Here is an 18,033-nt window from a genome sequence, read left to right as displayed (position 1 = left end):
CCCTCTCCCCAGAGGGGAGAGGGCTAGGAAAGACCAAATGCGAACGCCCCGACCTCGCAGGAACGGCCCGCTCCGAAAACGCCGCCGGTGGTGGCCGGCGGCACCGTCATATGGGCTAACGAATGCAGTTGTTTTCGTCAAAGGATTTGCCATCAAAAAGAAGGTCTACGCTCGATAGTGGTTTCATAAATTTTCCACCGTCAGATATTTGACAATCACCGCGCGCTGCCCGTGCAGGAAAAAATGGCCGCCGGGAAGCGTGCGCAGGCTGAAACCCGCCCCGGCCAGCCGTTCCCACCCGGCGACCTCTTCCACCGTGGCCTCGGTATCCTCCGCCCCGGCGAAGGCCAGGATCGGCACCGGAAGCGGTGGTGGATCAGGTTCGAGGAAGGCGTCGGACATGGCGAAGTCGGCGCGCAGCATGGGCAGCATCAGTTCCATCAGGTCGTCGCAGGCCAGCACCTCGGGCGGGGTGCCGCCCAGCGTGGCGAGGCGGGCGCGGAAGGCCGCGTCGTCCAGGCCATGGACGGGTGGCCGCCGCGACGCGAGGTGCGGTGGCCGGCGCCCTGACACGGCCAGCAGGGCGGGTGGATGGCCCCGCGCCACCAGAGCGCGGGCCGTGGCGTAGGCCAGCGTGGCGCCCAGCGAGTGGCCGAACAGGATCAGCGGGCGGTCCCCCAGCGGTTCCAGCGCGGCCAGCAGGGCAGGCACGGCGTCCCCGATCCGATGCAGCGGCGACTCGCCGATGCGGCTCTCCCGCCCAGGCAAGCGCACGGCCAGCAGCTCAGTGTCCGAACCGACGGCCGAGGCCCAGTCGCGGAAGACGGCGGCGCCGGCCCCGGCGTAGGGGAAGCAGACCAAGGAGCGGCGCGGCGCCGAAACCGGCCGGAAACCTTGCAGCCAGGGGGATGGGGGCGGGGCCATCACGCCGGCTCCAGCGCGAACAGGTGAGGGTGGCCGTGGCCTTCCTCGATGCGGCCCTCGTTCATGTGATAGACGCGGTCGGCGAGGCCGAACCAGCGCTCGTCGTGGGTCACGCAGATGACGATCTTGCCCAGGGCCTTCAACTCGGGCAGCAGCTCTTCGTAGAAGACGCGGCGGAAATGCGGGTCCTGGTCGGCGGCCCATTCGTCCAGCACGATGACCGGCTTGTCCTCTAATTGGGCAACCACCAGGGCGAGGCGTTTGCGCTGGCCGGTGGACAGGGCGACGGTGCTGAAGCTGCCGTCCGTGACCGTCACCTTGTCCTGCATCTCCAGACGCGCCAGCAGAGTGCGGACGCGCACCGGGTCGGGGTCGGCGACGCCGTAGAGGCGACGCGACAGGTGATAGTCGGAGAAGATGGCCGAGATCATGTCGCGGTAGCTCTGCATCCGTTCCGCCGGCACCAGTTCCCCATCGGCGAGGAGTTGGCCGCCGTCCAGCGGCATCAGCCCGGTCAGCAGGCGCAGCATCGTGGATTTGCCGGAGCCGTTGCCGCCGGTGACGAAGGTGATCTCGCCCGCCCGGAACTCCGCCGACAGCGGCCCCACGGCAAAGACGGGCGCGCCCGCGTCATCGTGATAGGCGAAGGTGGCGTCGGTCAGCGCGATGCGCGTGGGCGGGCCGGGCAGCCGCTCCGTCCCCTCGTCCGGGGCGCTGCCGGCGGCGGCGCGCAGCCGTTCCTCCATAGCCTCGATGTTGGACAGGGCCATTTCGGTCTGAGCGACCAGCGGGGTGACGAAGGACACGGTGCTGACCGGCCCGACGATGAACAGTGCCGCCGTGGTCGCCGCCACCACCACCGCGTGATAGCCGGTGGTGAACAGCGGCACGACGAAGACCATCATGCCGATCAGCGTGTAGAACATCGCCTCGACCAGCGCGAAGTTGCGGCCCCACCGCTCCTTCATGTCGACGTTCACCGTCCGTGCTTGGGACGAGGCGTCGGCGAGGTCGCGGATCAGCCCGTCGCCGCGGCGGCGGTTCATCCGCACCTCCTTGAAGCCGCGCAGCAGGTCGGTCAGCCCATCGAAGACGCGCGTCTCGGCCGCCGCCGCCTCCACCATGCTGCGGCGCAGGCGCTGCACCCGCACGACCTTCACGGCAACGGCGATCCCGGCGAAGGCGAAGGCCATCACGCAGGCCAGCGGCGACAGCCAGGCCAGATAGACCGCCAGGAAGACCAGCATCACCGCCTGCTGCCCACCGATCGCCAGAAGCGGCAGGGTCTGGGCCAGCGTCTGGGTGTCCTGGGTCAGCACGCCGTGCAGCGACGCCCGCCCGATGCGGTCCACGGTCACGAGGTCGGCGCGGCGCACCAGATCGAACAGGCGCAGGCGTATCTTGTGGATCAGCCGCTCGGCGTCCTGGGACGCGGTGACCAGCGCGTAATTGTGGGTCACCCCGAACAGCGTCACCGTGACGGCGTACATCACCAGAAGCCGCGGGCTGATGATGTCCTTGGCGGCGTCCTTGGCGGCGGCGTCGACCAGCCACAGCAGCGCCGCGGTGGCGATCGCCGACAGGACGTTCATCAGGGCGAGCGTGCGCAGATTCTCCGGAAGCTCGCGCAGGACGATGGCGGCCAGCCTCATGCCACGCCCTCCACCCTATGGGCGAGTTCGGTCAGTTGTCCTTCCTCCATGTGCAGGCGGCGGTCGGCGACGTCGAAATAATGGTCGTCGTGGGTCACCGCCACGATGGTCAGGCCGCGCCGCTTCAGCTCCGGCACGACCTCCCGGTAGAACTTGAAGCGGAAATGCGGGTCCTGGTCGGCGGCCCATTCGTCGAGGATCAGGATCGGCGCCTTCTCCAGGACCGCGGCGACGAGACCCAGCCGCTTGCGCTGCCCGGCGGACAGGTCGCGCCGCCCGAAGCGGTCGCCGTCCAGAGCGGTGACCCGCTCCATCTCCATCCAGCGCATCAGCTCGGCGGCCTCGACAGGGTTGAGGGCGTCCTGGCCGTAGAGGCGGGCGAACAGGTGGAAGTCGGCGAAGACGGTCGCCATCAGCTCGCGGTAGGCGGCGATGCGCTGCGGCCCGACCGGCACCCCGTCCACCGTGATCCGCCCGCGCAGCGGGTGGTAGAGGCCGGTCAGCAGCTTGATGAAGGTCGATTTTCCCGATCCGTTGCCGCCGGTGATGAAGATCACCTCGCCGCGCCGGATGGTCAGGTCGAAGGGGCCGACCGCGAAGGGCGGCTCGCCCGGCGGGGCGGGGAAGGCAAACTCCACCCCCTCCATCCTCACCTCGGCGAAATTGACGGGCACCGGCAGGGCGGGGCCGTCGCTTCCGGCCTCCGCCAACTCCGAAAGCTGGCCTTCCAGGGCCATCATGCGCCCGGCGGCGGCCTCCGCGGCGCTCATCACCGCCAGCGACTGCATCAGCCCGAAGACCGGGGCCGACATGAAGAAGATGGCGGCGGTGATCTTCACCAGCTCCGCCGAGATGGCGCTGGAGTAGGACGGCACGACGAAGATGACCACGCCCAGCATCAGGTTGAAGGCGCATTCGCCGAACACGAACTGCTGCCAGGTGTGCAGATGCACCGCGCCGCGGGCCGTGGTGGTGCGGCCGGACACGGTGCCGAAGGCGGCGTTCAGGTCGCGGCTGCGGGCGCTGTTCAGCCGCTGTTCCTTGAAGCCGTCGAACAGGTCCGACACGCCCTCGAACAGGGCGGCCTCCTCGGCCATCATGGCGCGCTGCCGCTCCTCCAGCGCTCGGCCCAGCCGGATGTAGAACCATGTCCCGGCGCCGAGCAGTCCGCCGATCAGCAGGAAGGCGACCGGCGAGATGGTGGCGATGTAGAGCAGGATCGTCCCGGTCAGCAGGACCGAGCGCACCGTCAGCGCCAGGAACTGCGAGTTCTGCGAGATGAGCTGGCTGCTCTGCGTCACGCTTTCGAACAGAGGGGTCTGGCCGAAGCGCTCCAGCTTCCACAGGTCGGCGCGGCGGATCTGGTCGAGCAGCCGCATGCGCAGGCTGTCCACCACCTCCTCCGCGTCCGCCGACAGGTGGGCGACCATGCGCCCTTCCAGGAGCATGTAGAGGATGACGCTGACGACGAAGGCGGCGGCCAGAGGCACGTTGACGAAGTCGGCCTTTTCCGCGGCGATCTCTTCCGCCCCGCGGTTGACCAGGGCGAGCACCAACGTGGAGAAGAGGGCAGACCCCAGGGCGTAGAGGACCAGTCGGCGCAGCGGCGCCGGTCCCAGCCGTCCCAGCAGGCGGAGGAGGTTCATCGTGCCGGATCCTGCGGCGCGGAATCCTGCGGGGCGCCATCCTGCGGAGTTCCATCGTCGATGCGGATGCGCAGCGCGTGACGTTCCGGGTCGGCGAAGGCGCCTCGGCCGTGGAGCGCCTCGTGGTTGTTCATCGCCAACAGGCTGTCGGACTCCACGAAGGTCTCCAGCCGCCGGGCCGGGTTGTCCAGCTCCGCCTGGAGGATGGCGAGCGCGCGGCGGACCTCCGGCGTGTCGTGCTCCGGTCGGGCGGCCAGCCCGCGGCGCAGCGTGTCGGTGCGGAAACGGATGAGCGGCCGGTCGCCGAAGACGGTGGCGAAGGTCACTTCGACTGCGTCTCGCGATCCGGTGCGGGTGAAGGTAGCGGGGATGCGGAAGGGCAGCGCCGTTTGCGACAGCAGGTCCAGCGCCCAGCGCCCCTCGTCGCTGCCGGCCAGGGCCGCGCGGACGCAACGGGCGTCGCGCAGGCTGGACCGCCCGCCACCGCAGGCCGCCGCCTTGGCGAAATAGAGCAGCATGTAGCGTTCGGGGGTTGGGAAATACTGGGTGTCGGTGTGGAAGTCGGCCTCGTCGGCGTGCTCGGAGAAGGTGGAGGCGGCGCCGCTGCGGACCATCTCGGGACGGAGCTTGATGTCCCACACCACCTTGCGGTCGATCCGGTCGGTCGCGGTCGGTGCGCCGATGCCGACGGCCAGCGCGTAGAGCAGGCGGCGCCGGGTGTCGAGATCGTGGCGGCCGAGATGGGCGCGGCGGATCAGCACGCCGCTGTGGCTGGTCTCCAGCCGGTCGCGGATCGCCGTGGCCAGGGCGGACAGGCCGGGTGCAGCCTCCGCCAGTTCGCCGCGCAGGTCGGTCTCCCGACCGTCCGGGACGAGGACGGCGGCGTCGGTCTCCGCCCCGTGGCGGGCGACCAGAACGGCCAGTACGCGCGCCGTCTCCGCGTCGGGCAGCGGCTCGGCGGTGAATTCCCCGGTGCGGAAGCCGAGATCCTGGACATGGGTGAGCATGATGGCTCCGAAGGCGTTCATCGGGAGAAGAGGTCCGCGGCGGCGCGCAGCATGTCGGCCTGCCCGGTGCGGGGAACCGGCGGCCAGCCGAAGCCCATGCGGCCGAGAAGCCCTTGCGTGCGCTCGGAGGTCAGCTCCTGCCGCCGGCCGCGCGCCTGGGGGGAGCGTCCGCTGTAGAGCCCGAAGCCCTCCAGCGTCTGGGCCAGCGCGCCGTCCATCTCGGGTTCGCCGATAGCGCGCTCCAGCCGGTCGAGCAGCGCGTCGAAACCGACCGCCCGCACCGCGCCCGCCATGCCCGCCGCCGAGGTGACGAAATCGGCCAGCGTGTCGCGGCGGTGGTTCTCCACATGGTGCGTCTCGTTGGCGAGGCCGGCGGCACCGGCCAGCAGAGCCACCGCACGGGCCACACGATCGACGTGGCACAGCCAGACGTGCGAATCGTCGGGCACCACCCCCAGCCGCACGAAGGCGGCCAGCTGCCGGAAGAAGGCGTTGTCCCGCAGGTTCAACTGCAACGGCCCGCCCTCCGCCGCGAAGACGACGTTGCCGACGCGGTGGATGCTGGCGTTGCGCAGGTCGCCGCGCGCCGCCGTGACCAGCCGTTCCGCCTCCTGCTTGCTGCGGACGTAGTAGTTCTCGTCGAGCGTCTCCGGCACCGCGTCGTATTCGGTGACCAGTTTGAAGCCGTCCTCCGGCGCCTTGCCGGTGACCGACAGGGTGGAGATCAGGTGGAAGTCCGCCGGGTCGCCGCGCCGCGCGGCGGCGAGGTCGAGGAGCCGGCGCGTCGCCTCCACGTTGTCGGCGTGGAACTCCGCGTAATGGCCGAAATGGTTGACGTTGGCGGCGCAGTGGAAGACCGCCCGCACCCCCTCCGCCAGTGCGCCGTGCACCGTGGGAGCAAGGCCCAGCCCGTCGCGGCGCAGGTCGCCGGCCCGCACGGTCAGGCGCAGATCGCCGATCAGCGCCGCCCCGCCCGCCGCCCCGAAATAGCCGGCCAGCACGCGGCCCAGCCGGGCGTGGGCGGTCCGGTCATCGCTTCCGCGGACCAGGGCGGTCACCTTCCGCGCCGGGTCGGACAGCAGCTCCCGCAGCAGATAGGCGCCGAGATAACCGGTGGCGCCGGTCAGCAGCACCTCGGCATGGTCGCTCCGCTCCGTCCCGTCGAAGGCGTCGTAGGCCGCGTTCCGCGCCTCGTAGGCTTGCTGCTGCTCGGCCAGCGCCCGGTCGCGGGCGGCGTCGAAGGTGGGCAGGGTCGCCTGATAGTCCCGCCAATGGGAGCGGACGGCGGCGATGACGCGGTGCAGATGGTCCGGCTGGGGCCGCAGGCGCAGCGCGAAGTCCGCCAGCACCGGGGCTTCGTAGAGGTCGTTGATCTTGCAGGCGAACTCTCGGCGCAGGCGGTTGACCACGGCGATCGCCCGCAGGCTGTCGCCGCCCAGCTCGAAGAAGCCGGCCTCCCGCCCCGGAACGGGCCGCTGAAGCTGCTCCGCCCACAGCTCGGCCACCCGCTGCTCCACCGCGTTGCGCGGCGGGGTGTAGGCGCCGGCAGTGGCCCCGTCGGATGGGGCGTGGTCGGCCAGCGCCTGCAGCAGCGCCTTGCGGTCGACCTTGCCGGCCACGGTCACCGGAATCGCCGGCACCATGATCACCGCCGCCGGCACCATGTAGGCGGGCAGCGCCGCCGCCGCATGGGTGGCCCAGGCGGCCTGCGTCGGCTCCGTGGCGTCGGGCGCGAGGCTGACGAAGGCCCACAGCGTCTGGGCGCCGCCCGGCGGTGTGTCCACCAGGGCCACCGCCTGCTGTACGCCGGGGTAGGATTCCAGCCGGTGCTCGATCTCGCCCAGCTCGACGCGCTGGCCGCGCAGCTTCACCTGGCCGTCGGACCGTCCGAGCACCAGCAGTTCGCCATTGGGCAGCCAGCGGCCGAGGTCACCGGTGCGGTAGCGGCGGCCCTTCGGCGTCTCGACGAAGGCGGCGGCGGTCAGGTCGGGCCGGTTCAGATAGCCGATGGCCAGCCCCATGCCACTCAGCCAGACATGGCCGATGGCGCCGGGGGGCACCGGCTCCCCGTCCTCGTCCAGGATGTGGATGGCGGTGTTGGGCAGCGGGCGCCCGGCGCTCATCCACGGCGAGTCCGGGGACAGGATGCCGATGCTGGCCGCGGCGGTGTTCTCGGTCGGGCCATAGCCGTTGATGTAGCGCAGCCGGGCCGCGTAGTGCAGGGCGTCGGCGGCGTTGGGCGGTTCGCCCACCGTCATCAGGATGCGCAGGGTCGGCAGGTCCGCCTGCTCGAACAGCCGCAGGTAGGAGGGCGGCAGGGTGGCGGAGGTGACGCCCAGCCGCTCCATCTTGGCGCGCAGCCCGGCGGTGTCGTCCATCTCGGCGCGGCGGATCGGAACCAGCGCGCCACCGGTCGCCCAGGTCATCACGGAATCGGAGATCCAGGCGTCGAAGGAGGGGGAGGAGCTGAGAAGCGTCCGTTCGTCCGGCTGGACGCCCATCATCCGCGCCATCGACAGGCCGAGGTTCAGCATACCGCCATGATGCAGCACGACCCCCTTCGGCACCCCGGTCGATCCCGAGGTGTGGATGATGTAGGCGGGATCGCCGGGACCGCTGCGTTCTCCCGTTTCCGGCTCATGGGAATGGGCGGCGAGGACGTCTTCGGTCAGGGCTTCCGGGCGGATGACGGCGTATCCGGCCTGCGCCAGCGCGTCGGGCAGGGGATGGCCGTCCAGCGCCACGACGGTGCGGATGGCGGCGTCGTGGGCGATGAAGGCCAGCCGGTCCGCCGGCAGGTCGCGGGTCAGCGGCAGATAGGCGGCCCCGGCTTTCCAGATCGCCAGCACCGCTTCGGGCAGGGCGGGCGAGCGCTCCGTCAGGACACCGACCGCGTCACCGGTCCGCACGCCCTGCGCCAGCAGCGCGTGGGCCAACGCGTTGGCGCGGGCGTTCATCGCGGCGTAGCTGACCGCGCCGTCGTCGGTGATGAGGGCCGGGCGATCCGGCTGCGAGCGCGCCAGCGCGGCGAACTGGTGGTGGAAGCAGGGAACCGGGTGTGGCATCGCCGGGCCGTGCTCCCACGCGGCGAGCAGCGTTTCCTCGTCCGGCAACAGCGCGGGCAGCGGTTCGCCCGGCGCCCGCTGCGGATCGGCCAGCCGCCGCGCCCAGCCGGCCAGCGCCGCGGTCCAGGCCTGCGCGGTCTCCCGCTCGTAGAGGGCGGCGTTGGCATAGAGCTGAAGGACCAGCCCGCCGTCCGCCTGCCCCTCATGCACCAGGACAAGGTCCTGGGCGGGGGCGTTGCGGCGCAGCTCGTAGCGGATATCCCCGTCGTCGAGGGTGTCGATGGCCGCGAAGCGGAGCCCGTCACCTTGCAGGGCGGGCATCGCCGGATTTTCCGTCACCGCCAGATCGAACAGCGGGTAGCGTGCCGGATGATGCGGCTGCGGCTGGCTGCGGCGGAACGCTTGGTGGATGCGGGCAAAGGGCTGGCGGCCATGGCGCAGCGCTTCCGCCAGACGGCGTTGCGTGGCCTTGACCGCCTGTTCCAACGGTTCGCCGCTGTCCACGCGGAAAGGCACCGGCAGCATGTTGACGTAATAGCCGACGACGCCCGCCTCCTCCGCCGTTTCACGGGTGGAGGAGGCGGTTCCCATCAAAAACGCCGCTCGACCGGTGCGGCGCCGCACCTCGTGCGCCATCAGCGTCATCATCAGGGCGTGCAGGCTGGCGCCGTTGCGCCGGGCGAGGGCGCGCAACGCCTCCGCCACGCCGGGGGCGAGGCGGAGGCGGTGGCAATGGCTTCCCTTGGCCGCCTCCGCGCTGCGCACCGGCGGACGGGGTTTGTCGAGCGGCCACTCATCGAAGGCGACTGGGTCGATCCCGGCGAGCAGACTTTGCCAATGCTCGGTATCCTGGCGAGCGGCCTCGCCGGCGAGATAGGCCTCCTCCCGTGCGGCGGAACGGCCGAAGCCGGGCGCGCGGTCGGGCAGGGGAACCCCGCGCAGCAGTTCTGCGAGGTCGTTCGCCAGAAGGCCGAGCGACAGGCCGTCGCCGATGGAATGGTGCAGCGCCAGCCAGAACAGGGCGCCTCCGTCCGCCACCCGCACCAGCCCGGCCCGCCACAGCGGCGGAGCGGCCATGGTGAAGGGTTCGGTCTGGCGCGCCCGGATGCGTTCCAGGGCGGTGGGACGGTCGGGCGCCGTCGAAATCTCCAGACCGGCAGTCGTCGAATGGACAGTCCGGCGGAGCGTGCCGCCTTCGTCCTCTTGGAAGCCGGTGCGCAGGGCCTCGTGCCGCTCGGCCAGGGCGGTCCAGGCGGCTTGCCAGCGGCCGTCGGCCGGGGTGTCGCCCTCCACCGCCAATGTCAGGGGGATGGTGAAGCCGCAGGTGTCCAGCCCGGCCTGCTCGGCCACCCAGAACTCCCGCTGGCCTTCGGTCGCGCGGTCGGATTCGGCGTCGGATTGGATATTCGTGGGTGCGGCGGCGAGGCGGGCGGCAAAACCGCGTAGGGTCGGCTCGGTGAACAGGTCGCGGGCGGAGACCGGCCGCCCCAGTTCCGTCTCCAGCGCGTGGGCGACGGCGATGGCGAGCAGGCTGTGCCCGCCGAGCGCGAAGAAATTGTCGTCGCGCCAGACCGGGCCGCGGCCCAGCCGCTCCGCCCAGACGCGGGCGACGGCCTCCTCAAGCCGGCCTTGCGGCGCCGTCTGCGCGCCCTGCGTGGCGTGGCCGGCGATCTGCTCTTGCAAGGCCGCGCGGTCCACCTTGCCGGACGCCGTGACCGGCACCGTCTCCACCGCGATCACCCCGGCCGGGATCATCACCGCGGGCAGCCGTTCGGCCAGCCAGCCGCGCCAGGACTCTTCCGCCGGGACCGGCTTGCCGGGGATGGGGCGGACGAAGGCCCACAGGCTCTGCGCGACGTCGGCCTTGCCCTGCACCAGGGCCACCGCCTGCGCGATGTCCGGGTGGGCGCCCAGCGCCTGTTCGATCTCGCCGAGTTCGATGCGGATGCCGTTCAGCTTCACCTGATCGTCGATGCGGCCCAGCACCTCCAGCTCGCCCTCGGCGCGCCAGCGCCCGAGGTCGCCGGAGCGGTAGAGCCGTCCGGCGCCCGTCCCGACGAAGGCCGCCGCGTCCTGCTCCGGCCGGTTCAGGTAGCCGCGGGCGAGGTTGGCGCCGCCCAGCCAGATCTCCCCCACCGCGCCCGGCGGCACCGGGCGGCCCGCCGCGTCGCGGATGTGGACCGACGTGTTGGGCAGCGGTCGGCCGACGGGCAGGAAGCCCCGGTCCTCCGCGCCCAGCAGCCCCATGGCGCTGGTGATGGTGTTCTCGGTCGGGCCGTAGGCGTTGTAATAGCGTAGCCGCCCGGCGTAGGCCCGGACGTCGGCCGCCAGCGGTGCCTCGCCCCCGGTCACCAGGATGCGCAGCGACGGCAACTCCGCCCCGTCGAGCAGGCGCAGATAGGTCGGGGTGAGGTCGGCGACGGTCACCCGCTGCTCCGCCAGGAAGGCGATCAGGCGGGCCGGCGCGCTCAGCACCTCGTAGGGAACGGCGCAGAGCGCCGCCCCGGCGGCCAGCGGCACGCCGATGTCCGACAGCGACACGTCGAAGGAGGGCGAGGCGAACATCAGCGTCCGGTCCCCGGCGGTCAGGCCGAAGGTCTCGACGGCGCCCAAGACCATGTTCACGTAGGCGCCGTGGCTGACCGGCGTGCCCTTGGGCCGGCCGGTGGAACCGGAGGTGTAGAGGATGTAGGCGATGTCCTCCGGTCCGGTCGCGGCCTGTGGACGGTGGGCTTGCGGACGGTGGGCGTGCGCCGTGCGGAAATCGGCGGAGAGGTCCTCCGGACGCAGAAGCGGCAGGGCCGACAGCGCGTCGGGCACCGCAGCGCCGTCCAGCGCCAGCAGCAGGGCCGCCCCGGCGTCTCCGGCGATGAAGGCCAGCCGTTCCGCCGGCAGGTCGGCGGCGAGCGGCAGATACACCGCGCCGGCCTTCCACACGCCAAGAAGCGCGGCGGGCAGGTTGGGGGAGCGGCCGGTCAGCACGCCGACCACGCTGCCGCGCTCCGCCCCATGCTCCTTCAGGGCGTGGGCGATGGCGTTGGCGTCTGCTTCCACGGTGCGGTAGGTCAGAACGCGGTCGGTGCCGATGACCGCCGGGCGTCCGCCCTGGCCGGTGCCGGGCCGGTCGATCAGCCGCTCGAACAGCGCGTGGAAGGGCAGCGCCGGGCGCTCCGCCGCCGGGCCGTGCTCCCACGCCGCGAGCGTCATCTCCTCTTCCGGCAACAGTTCGGGCGGTGACACGTCGGCGCGGGCGGCGTCGCTGCCCAGCCAGCGCGCCCAGCCGGCCAGCGCCTCGAACCAGCGCTCCGCCGTATCCCTGGCGTAGAGCGCGGCGTTGACGTGCCATTGCAGCAGCAGCCCGCCGTCGGCCAGCCCTTCATGGATCAGCACCATGTCCTGGCCCGGCGAATGGCCGGTGCGTTCGTAGGCCGGCCCGTCGCCATCGGGGCGGACGAGGCGCAGCGGGCCGAAGGTGGGCGCGCTTTGCGGATTTTCCGTCACCGCGATGTCGAACAGCGGGTAGCGGGCCGGGTCGCGCCGCTGCGGGCGATCCGCCCAGAAGCCGTGACAGATCCGCGCGAAGGGCAGGCGGGCGTGCTGGAGCGCGTCGGCCAGGGCCGCCTGGGTGGCGCGCAGCTCCGCCCCGAAGGGGAAACTGGCAGCGGGACGGAGGGCCAGCGGCAGCATGTTCACGCCGTAACCGACGACCCGCGCATCCTCGGCGGTTTCCCGGATGTCGCCGGTCGTGCCGATGGTGACGGCGCCGCGCCCGGTGCGCCGCCGCACCTCCCGCGCCAGCAAGGTCAGCAGGACGGCGTGCAGGCTGGCCTCGTTCCGGCGGGCGATCGTCTTCAGCCCCGAGGCGGTGGCTGGGTCCAACCGCAACTCGAAGCGGTGGTTGCCCGGCGCGGCCCCGGCGGCGCGCGGCGTGTCGAGCGGCCAGTCGTCGAACGCCTCGGCGGGCAGAGCGGACAGCAGGTCCCGCCAATGGGCCTCGTCCACCGCACGGTCCGGGCCGTCCAGATAACGCCTTTCCCGGGCGGCCATGGTGGCGTAGCGGGCGGGCCGAGGAGGCAGAGTCTTGCCCGCCAGCAACACGGTCAATTCCTCCAGCAGGATGCCGACCGAATGCCCGTCGCCGATGGAGTGATGCATCGCCATCCAGAACAGCGGCGCGCCGCCATCCGCCAGCGTCACCAGCCCGGCGCGCCACAGCGGCGCGGTCGCCATGGCGAATGGTTGGCCTTGGCGGGCGCGGATGTGGACCAGTGCCGCGGCGCGGTCGGGTTGCTTGGACAGCTCCGGAATGACGTCGATGGTGGGGGCGATGTGGCGGCGCAACCGCCCTTCGGCGTCCTCAGCGAAGGTCGTGCGCAGCGCCTCGTGCCGCTCGGCGAGCGCTGTCCAGGCGTCCGACCAGCGAGCCGCGTCCGGCAACTTCCCCTCCACGGCGCGGATCAGGGGAATGATGAAGGGCCGCGTGTCCAGTCCCGCCGCTTCGGCCACCCAGAACTCGCGCTCCCCTTCGGTGGCGAGGTCGGACTCGTCTGCGTCGGCCTGGGGCGTTTTCGCGTCGCGCAGTTCCGCCACCTTGCGGGCGAAGCCGGCCAGGGTGGGGGCGGCGAACAGGGTGCGCGCAGGGACGGCCACACCCAACTCCTGCGACAGCCGGTGCGCGATGGTCACCGCCAGCAGGCTGTTGCCGCCGAGCGCGAAGAAATTGTCGGTGCGTGCGACCTCCTCGCCCAGCAGATCGCTCCACAGGGTGGCAATGCGGTGTTCGAGTCCATCCCGTGGCGCCGGGCGCTCCGTCGTGGCGGTGTGGCCATCGGTATGGGCGAGGCGGAGCAGGGCGTCGCGGTCGATCTTTCCCGCCGGTGTCAGGGGGACCCTGTCCACCGCCGTCACGCTGGCCGGCACCATGAAGGCGGGCAGGCGGTCCGCCAGGAAGGCGCGCCACGCCTCCTCGTCGGGCAGGGTGGCGCCGTCCTTGGCACGGACGAAGGCGCGCAGTGCCTTGGTGCCCTCCGCCGCGGCGTCCACCAAGACGACGGCTTGGGCGGCGGCGGGGTGGGCCAGCAAATCCTGCTCGATCTCGGCAAGCTCGACGCGCTGGCCGTGCAGCTTCACCTGATGGTCGATGCGTCCGCACAGGACCAGTTGGCCGTCCGGCGTCCAGCGCCCGAGGTCGCCGGTGCGGTAGAAGCGGCCCTCCGTCGTCTCGACGAAGGCGCGCGCGGTCAGGTCGGGGTTGTTGAGGTAGCCGCGGGCGAGGCCCACCCCGCCCAGCCACACTTCCCCCGGCAGGCCCGGCGGAACCGGCGTGCCGTCCGGACGGCGCAGCGTGACCCGGCTGTTGGGCAGCGGGCGCCCGGCGGGCACCGGCCCGCCGCGCCCGCTGTCCGGCAGGATGCGGCCCATGGACGCGAGGATGCTCGCCTCCGTGGGGCCGTAGGCGTTCCAGAAGGCCAGGTCGGCGGCATGGTGGCGGGCGTCGTCGGCGTTCGGCGCCTCCCCGCCGGTCAGCAGGACGCGCAGGCCGCGGAACGGCGTCTCCTGGCTGACCCGCAGGTAGGAGGGGGCATGGAAGGCCACGGTGACGCCCAACGCCGCGTAGGCGTCCTTCAGCGCCCAGGGGTCGTCGCGCAGCTCCGGTGGCACGGGAACCAGCGCCATCCCGTGCAGCAGCGCCAGCCCCAGCTCCCACAGCGAGGCGTCGAATCCCGGCGTCGCCGCCAGCGCCATCCGGTCGTCCGCCCGCAGGCCGACCGTCTCCCCGGTCGCCATCGCGGCGTTGAGGAAGCCGTCGTGACGGACCGCCACGCCCTTCGGATGCCCGGTCGTGCCGGAGGTGTAGATGATGTAGGCGAGGTCGTCCGGCTCCCCGGCCACGGTGGTCGGTGCGGCGGAGCCTTCGAGAATCTCCGGGCGGATCAGCGTCGGCACGGCCTCAGCCAGGGCGGGCGGGATGGGCTGGCCGTCCAGCGCGATCAGCAACCGGACGCCGGTGTCGCGAACCATGTAAGCCATGCGCTCCGGCGGCAGGTCCAGGGCCAGCGGAAGATAGGCCGCCCCGGCCTTCCACACGCCGAGCACCGTCGCGGGCAGGTCCGGCGAGCAGTTGGTCAACACCGCCACGGCCTCCTGCCGCGCCACACCGCAGCCCAGCAGCGCGGCGGCGATGCGGTCGGCGTCCCGGTTCAGGTCGCCATAGGTCCGCACGCCGTTGCGGTTGACCACGGCGGGACGGTTCGGCTGGCGGGCGGCGATCTCCTCGAACAGTTCATGGGCGCGGCGGGCCGGGCGGGGGCGCTCCTCGCCGTGCTCCCAGCGGTCGAGAAGGGCCGTCTCCTCCGGCAGCAGCGCGGGCAGCGGAGAGTCCAGTCGCGTCGCGTCGGCGGCAAGCCAGCGCGCCCAAGCGGCGAAGCCGCCCAGCCAGGAGCGCGCCGTGGTCTCCGTGTAAACATCCGGGTTCCACAGCAGCGCCAGTTCCAGCCCTTCGCCGTCCTCCGTCGTCACCGGTTCGTGGCTGAAGGCGAGGTCGAGGCCGGCGGCGGGGTGGGCGAGCGCGTCGGGCAACCGGCGTGGGGACAGCGACAGGCCGCTGGCCGGATCGGCGCTGGTCCGCGGCGGGTTGGCCGTCAACGCCACCGAGAAGAGGTTGGGGCGGGCGGGAGGCAGCGCGTTGGGCCGGCGCTGGCGGAATTCACGCTGGATCAGGTTGGCGGGCAGGCCGGCGTGTCCAACCGCTTCGGTCAGCGCGTCCTGGGCGGCCCGGACCTGCCCGTTCAGCGCTGCCGGGGCGCCGGGCAGGACGACTGGCACGAGATTGACGAAATGCCCAATGGCGTCTTCCGCTCCCGCCGGGCGCAGCGAAACGCCGGTGCCCAGGATCAGGTCGGTTCGGCCGCCGCGCCGCCGCGTTTCTGCCGCCAGGATCGCCAGAAGCAGGCCGTGCAGGCCAACGCCCTGCGCCTTCGCAATCGCGGCGAGGGCCGCGGTGGTCGCGGCGTCCAGCCGCTCCGCCAGGGGTGGGGCGGAGCGCCCGCCGGGCGTGGTGGGGCGGGGCTGGTCGAGCGGAAGCTCCTCGAACGCCTCCGGCGGCAGGGCGTCCAGCTTGGCGCTCCAGAAGGCGCGGTCCTGCGCCGCCCCGTCGGAGCCGAGGTGGCGCGCCTCGTCCCGCGCGGCCAGCGCGATGCCGTGCGGCGCCGGCGGCAGGGGATGGCCCAGCAGCAGGGCGAGAACGTCCTCCTGCACCGTGCGGGCGGACTGGCCGTCCACCACGGCGTGGTGCAGCACGAACCAGAACAGCGTCTCGTTGCCGGATTCGACGAGCATCAGGCCGGCGCGGGCCAGCGGCGCCTCGGTCAGGGCGAAGGGCGTCTCGGCGTAGCCGGCGATCAGCTCCCGCGCCTCCTCCGGAACGTGGCAGCGGTCGATGGAAAAGCCGGCGGAGGGCGGCAGGTCGGTGGCGGGAACCGTGCGCCAGCGCACCCGTCCTTCGGCGTCGGTGTGGAAGGCGGTGCGCAGGGCGGGGTGACGTTCCAGCAGGGCGGCCCAGGCGGCGCGCCAGCGCTCCACCTCCGGAACCGGGCCGCGCACCGACAGGACCCGCACGACGTGCGACCCGGCGGCGGCGAGGCCGAGCTTGGCGGCGACCCAGAAATCCTCCTGCCCGGCGGTGACGGAGCCTTCGCTCAGGTCCGAAGGGGTGGCGTCCTCGTCCGTCTGCTCGGCGATGCGGCGGGCCAGCGCCTCCACCGTCTGGGAGGCCAGGATCACCGGCACCGTCACCGGATGGCAGAGCGCGTGGAGGCGCTGGCCGACCGCGATGGCGAGCAGGCTGGTGCCGCCGATGGCGAAGAATGGGTCGTCCCGCATCACCGGGCGGGTGTCCAGCACCTCCTCCCAGACCGCGGCGATGGTGCGCTCCAGATCGCCTTGCGGCGTTCCGCCCGTGCCGCGCGCGGCGGTCAATGCCTCTTCTGCGAGCGCCAGCAGGGCGCGGCGGTCGGTCTTGCCGGCGGAGCTGATCGGCATCCGCGCCACGGCCTTCACCCGCGCCGGCACCATATAGGCGGGCAGGCTGCTGCCGAGGAAGGAGCGCCAGTCTTCCGACTGGGCCGCTTCCGGATCTGCGCTCTCGACGATGGCGGTCAGGCGGCCCTGATGCTGAAGGGCGGCGGCGCGGCTGACCAGCGGGTGGCGCAGCAGCGTCCGCTCAATCTCGCCCAGCGACACCGACTGGCCGGACACCTTCACCATGTCGTCGGCACGGCCCAGCGTCTCCAGGTCGCCGTCTTCGTTCCAGCGCCCCAGATCGTGCGTGCGGTAGGCGCGCCCGAAGCGCGTCTCGACGAAATTTTCCGCCGACAGCTCGGGCTGGTTCAGGTAGCCACGCGAAACGCCCCGCCCGACGACATGGATTTCGCCGACCGCGCCGTCCGGGACCTCGTTGCCATGGCGGTCGAGCAGGTGGACGGCGTTGTTGGTGAAGGGGCGCCCGCTGGGCAGCGGGCCGTCGCCGTCCGGATTCACCTTGTGCATGCAGATGGTGCCGCAGACCTCGGTGGCGCCGTGCATGTTCCAATAGTCGAGGTGGCGGGCGTAATGCCGCGCGTCGTCTGGGTTGGGCCGCTCCCCGGCGGTCAGGATCATGCGCAGCCCCGCCGGAACCGCGCCGCGCAGAAGCCGCAGATAGGAGGGGGTGAACAGCGCGATGGTCACGCCCAGCCGGGCCATATGGTCGAGCAGCCGCGCTGGATCGTCGATCAGCGCGCGCGAGGCCGGGACATAGGCGGCCCCGGAGAGCAGCGGCAGGCACAGTTCGCGGAAGCCCAGGATGAAGCCGGGCGAGGTGGACAGCAGCACCCGGTCGCCCGGCCCGACGCCCTGCGCCTCCGTGTGGCCGAGCGCCAGATTCACGCAGGCGTCGTGCTGGATCAGCACGCCCTTCGGCTGGCCGGTGGACCCGGAGGTGAAGAGGATGACCGCCAGCCCGTTCACCGGGCCGGACCGGTTCGGGCGCTCCGCAGACTTGGCGAGGCTGTCCCCGTCCAGGAATTCGGGGCGCAGGACGGCCTGCGGTCGTTCCGTCCCGCCGTTGACGGACAGGGCATCGGCCAGCGCGTCCGGCGGGGTCAGCCCATCCAGCGCGATCAGCAGCCGCATTCCCGATTGCCGCGCCATGTTCGCCAGCCGCTCCGGCGGCAGGTCGGCGACCATCGGCACATAGACACCGCCCGCCTTGAGGATGCCGAGGAACGCCTGCGGCAGATGGCCCGACCGCTCTGTCAGCACGCCGACCGGCTCTTCCCGATGCAACCCGAAGGCCAGCAGCGCGTGGGCCAGCGCGTTGGCCGCCGCGTCCAACCCGGCGTAATCCAGAGTTCCGTTCTCCGTCACAACCGCCGCGGCGGTGGGGTGCCGGTCCGCAAGCCGTTCGAATCCCTCATGCAGACGAAGATCGGGCCAAAGTCTGACCGGCCCGAAGCTGTTGGACAGATGAAGGTGGTCGGTGGGGAGGTGCGGCGTGGTGTCGGGCATCGAAGTCCCCACAATTCCTTCGGCGTTGCAATGATCCGACGGGACAATTTGCGACAAGTTTTTACAGAAACGTCATATGCGTCCCAAAAAGGGATTAGATCGCCGAGAATACGTCCTAAAGGAGGATTGTCAACGAGTGATACAACTAGGAGAAATTTTAGAAAAAGAGAAAGCCACATTACGGATATGGAAT

5 protein-coding genes are annotated in these 18,033 nt (G+C 71.7%); all 5 read right to left on the bottom strand.

What is annotated here, in order from left to right; all coding sequences use genetic code 11:
* Positions 1 to 183: 183 nt before the first annotated feature.
* The 5 genes from ACWPN7_RS31535 to ACWPN7_RS31515 are packed head-to-tail and all read right to left on the bottom strand — an operon-like array spanning position 184 to position 17,840.
* Positions 184 to 924 (bottom strand): thioesterase II family protein, encoded by a 741-nt coding sequence (locus ACWPN7_RS31535; RefSeq protein ID WP_459197062.1) that lies wholly within the window; start codon positions 922 to 924, stop codon positions 184 to 186.
* Positions 924 to 2,576: a cyclic peptide export ABC transporter gene (locus tag ACWPN7_RS31530; RefSeq protein WP_459197063.1), complete on the bottom strand. Its 1,653-nt coding sequence runs from the start codon at positions 2,574 to 2,576 to the stop codon at positions 924 to 926. The genes ACWPN7_RS31535 and ACWPN7_RS31530 overlap by 1 nt, the downstream gene beginning before the upstream one ends.
* Complete coding sequence (locus tag ACWPN7_RS31525) at positions 2,573 to 4,222, bottom strand: ATP-binding cassette domain-containing protein (RefSeq protein ID WP_459197064.1); 1,650 nt, start codon at positions 4,220 to 4,222, stop codon at positions 2,573 to 2,575. The genes ACWPN7_RS31530 and ACWPN7_RS31525 overlap by 4 nt, the downstream gene beginning before the upstream one ends.
* A complete protein-coding gene (locus tag ACWPN7_RS31520; RefSeq protein WP_459197065.1) occupies positions 4,219 to 5,250 on the bottom strand; it encodes a TauD/TfdA family dioxygenase in 1,032 nt (343 codons plus the stop codon). Before ACWPN7_RS31520 ends, ACWPN7_RS31525 begins: the two co-directional genes overlap by 4 nt.
* Complete coding sequence (locus ACWPN7_RS31515; RefSeq protein WP_492273717.1) at positions 5,247 to 17,840, bottom strand: amino acid adenylation domain-containing protein; 12,594 nt, start codon at positions 17,838 to 17,840, stop codon at positions 5,247 to 5,249. Before ACWPN7_RS31515 ends, ACWPN7_RS31520 begins: the two co-directional genes overlap by 4 nt.
* Positions 17,841 to 18,033 lie beyond the last annotated feature (193 nt).

This window comes from Azospirillum sp. UENF 312511 (assembly GCF_058780635.1).
Note: the sequence above shows the minus strand (reverse complement) of the source record. Positions and strands in the feature narration are given on the sequence as shown.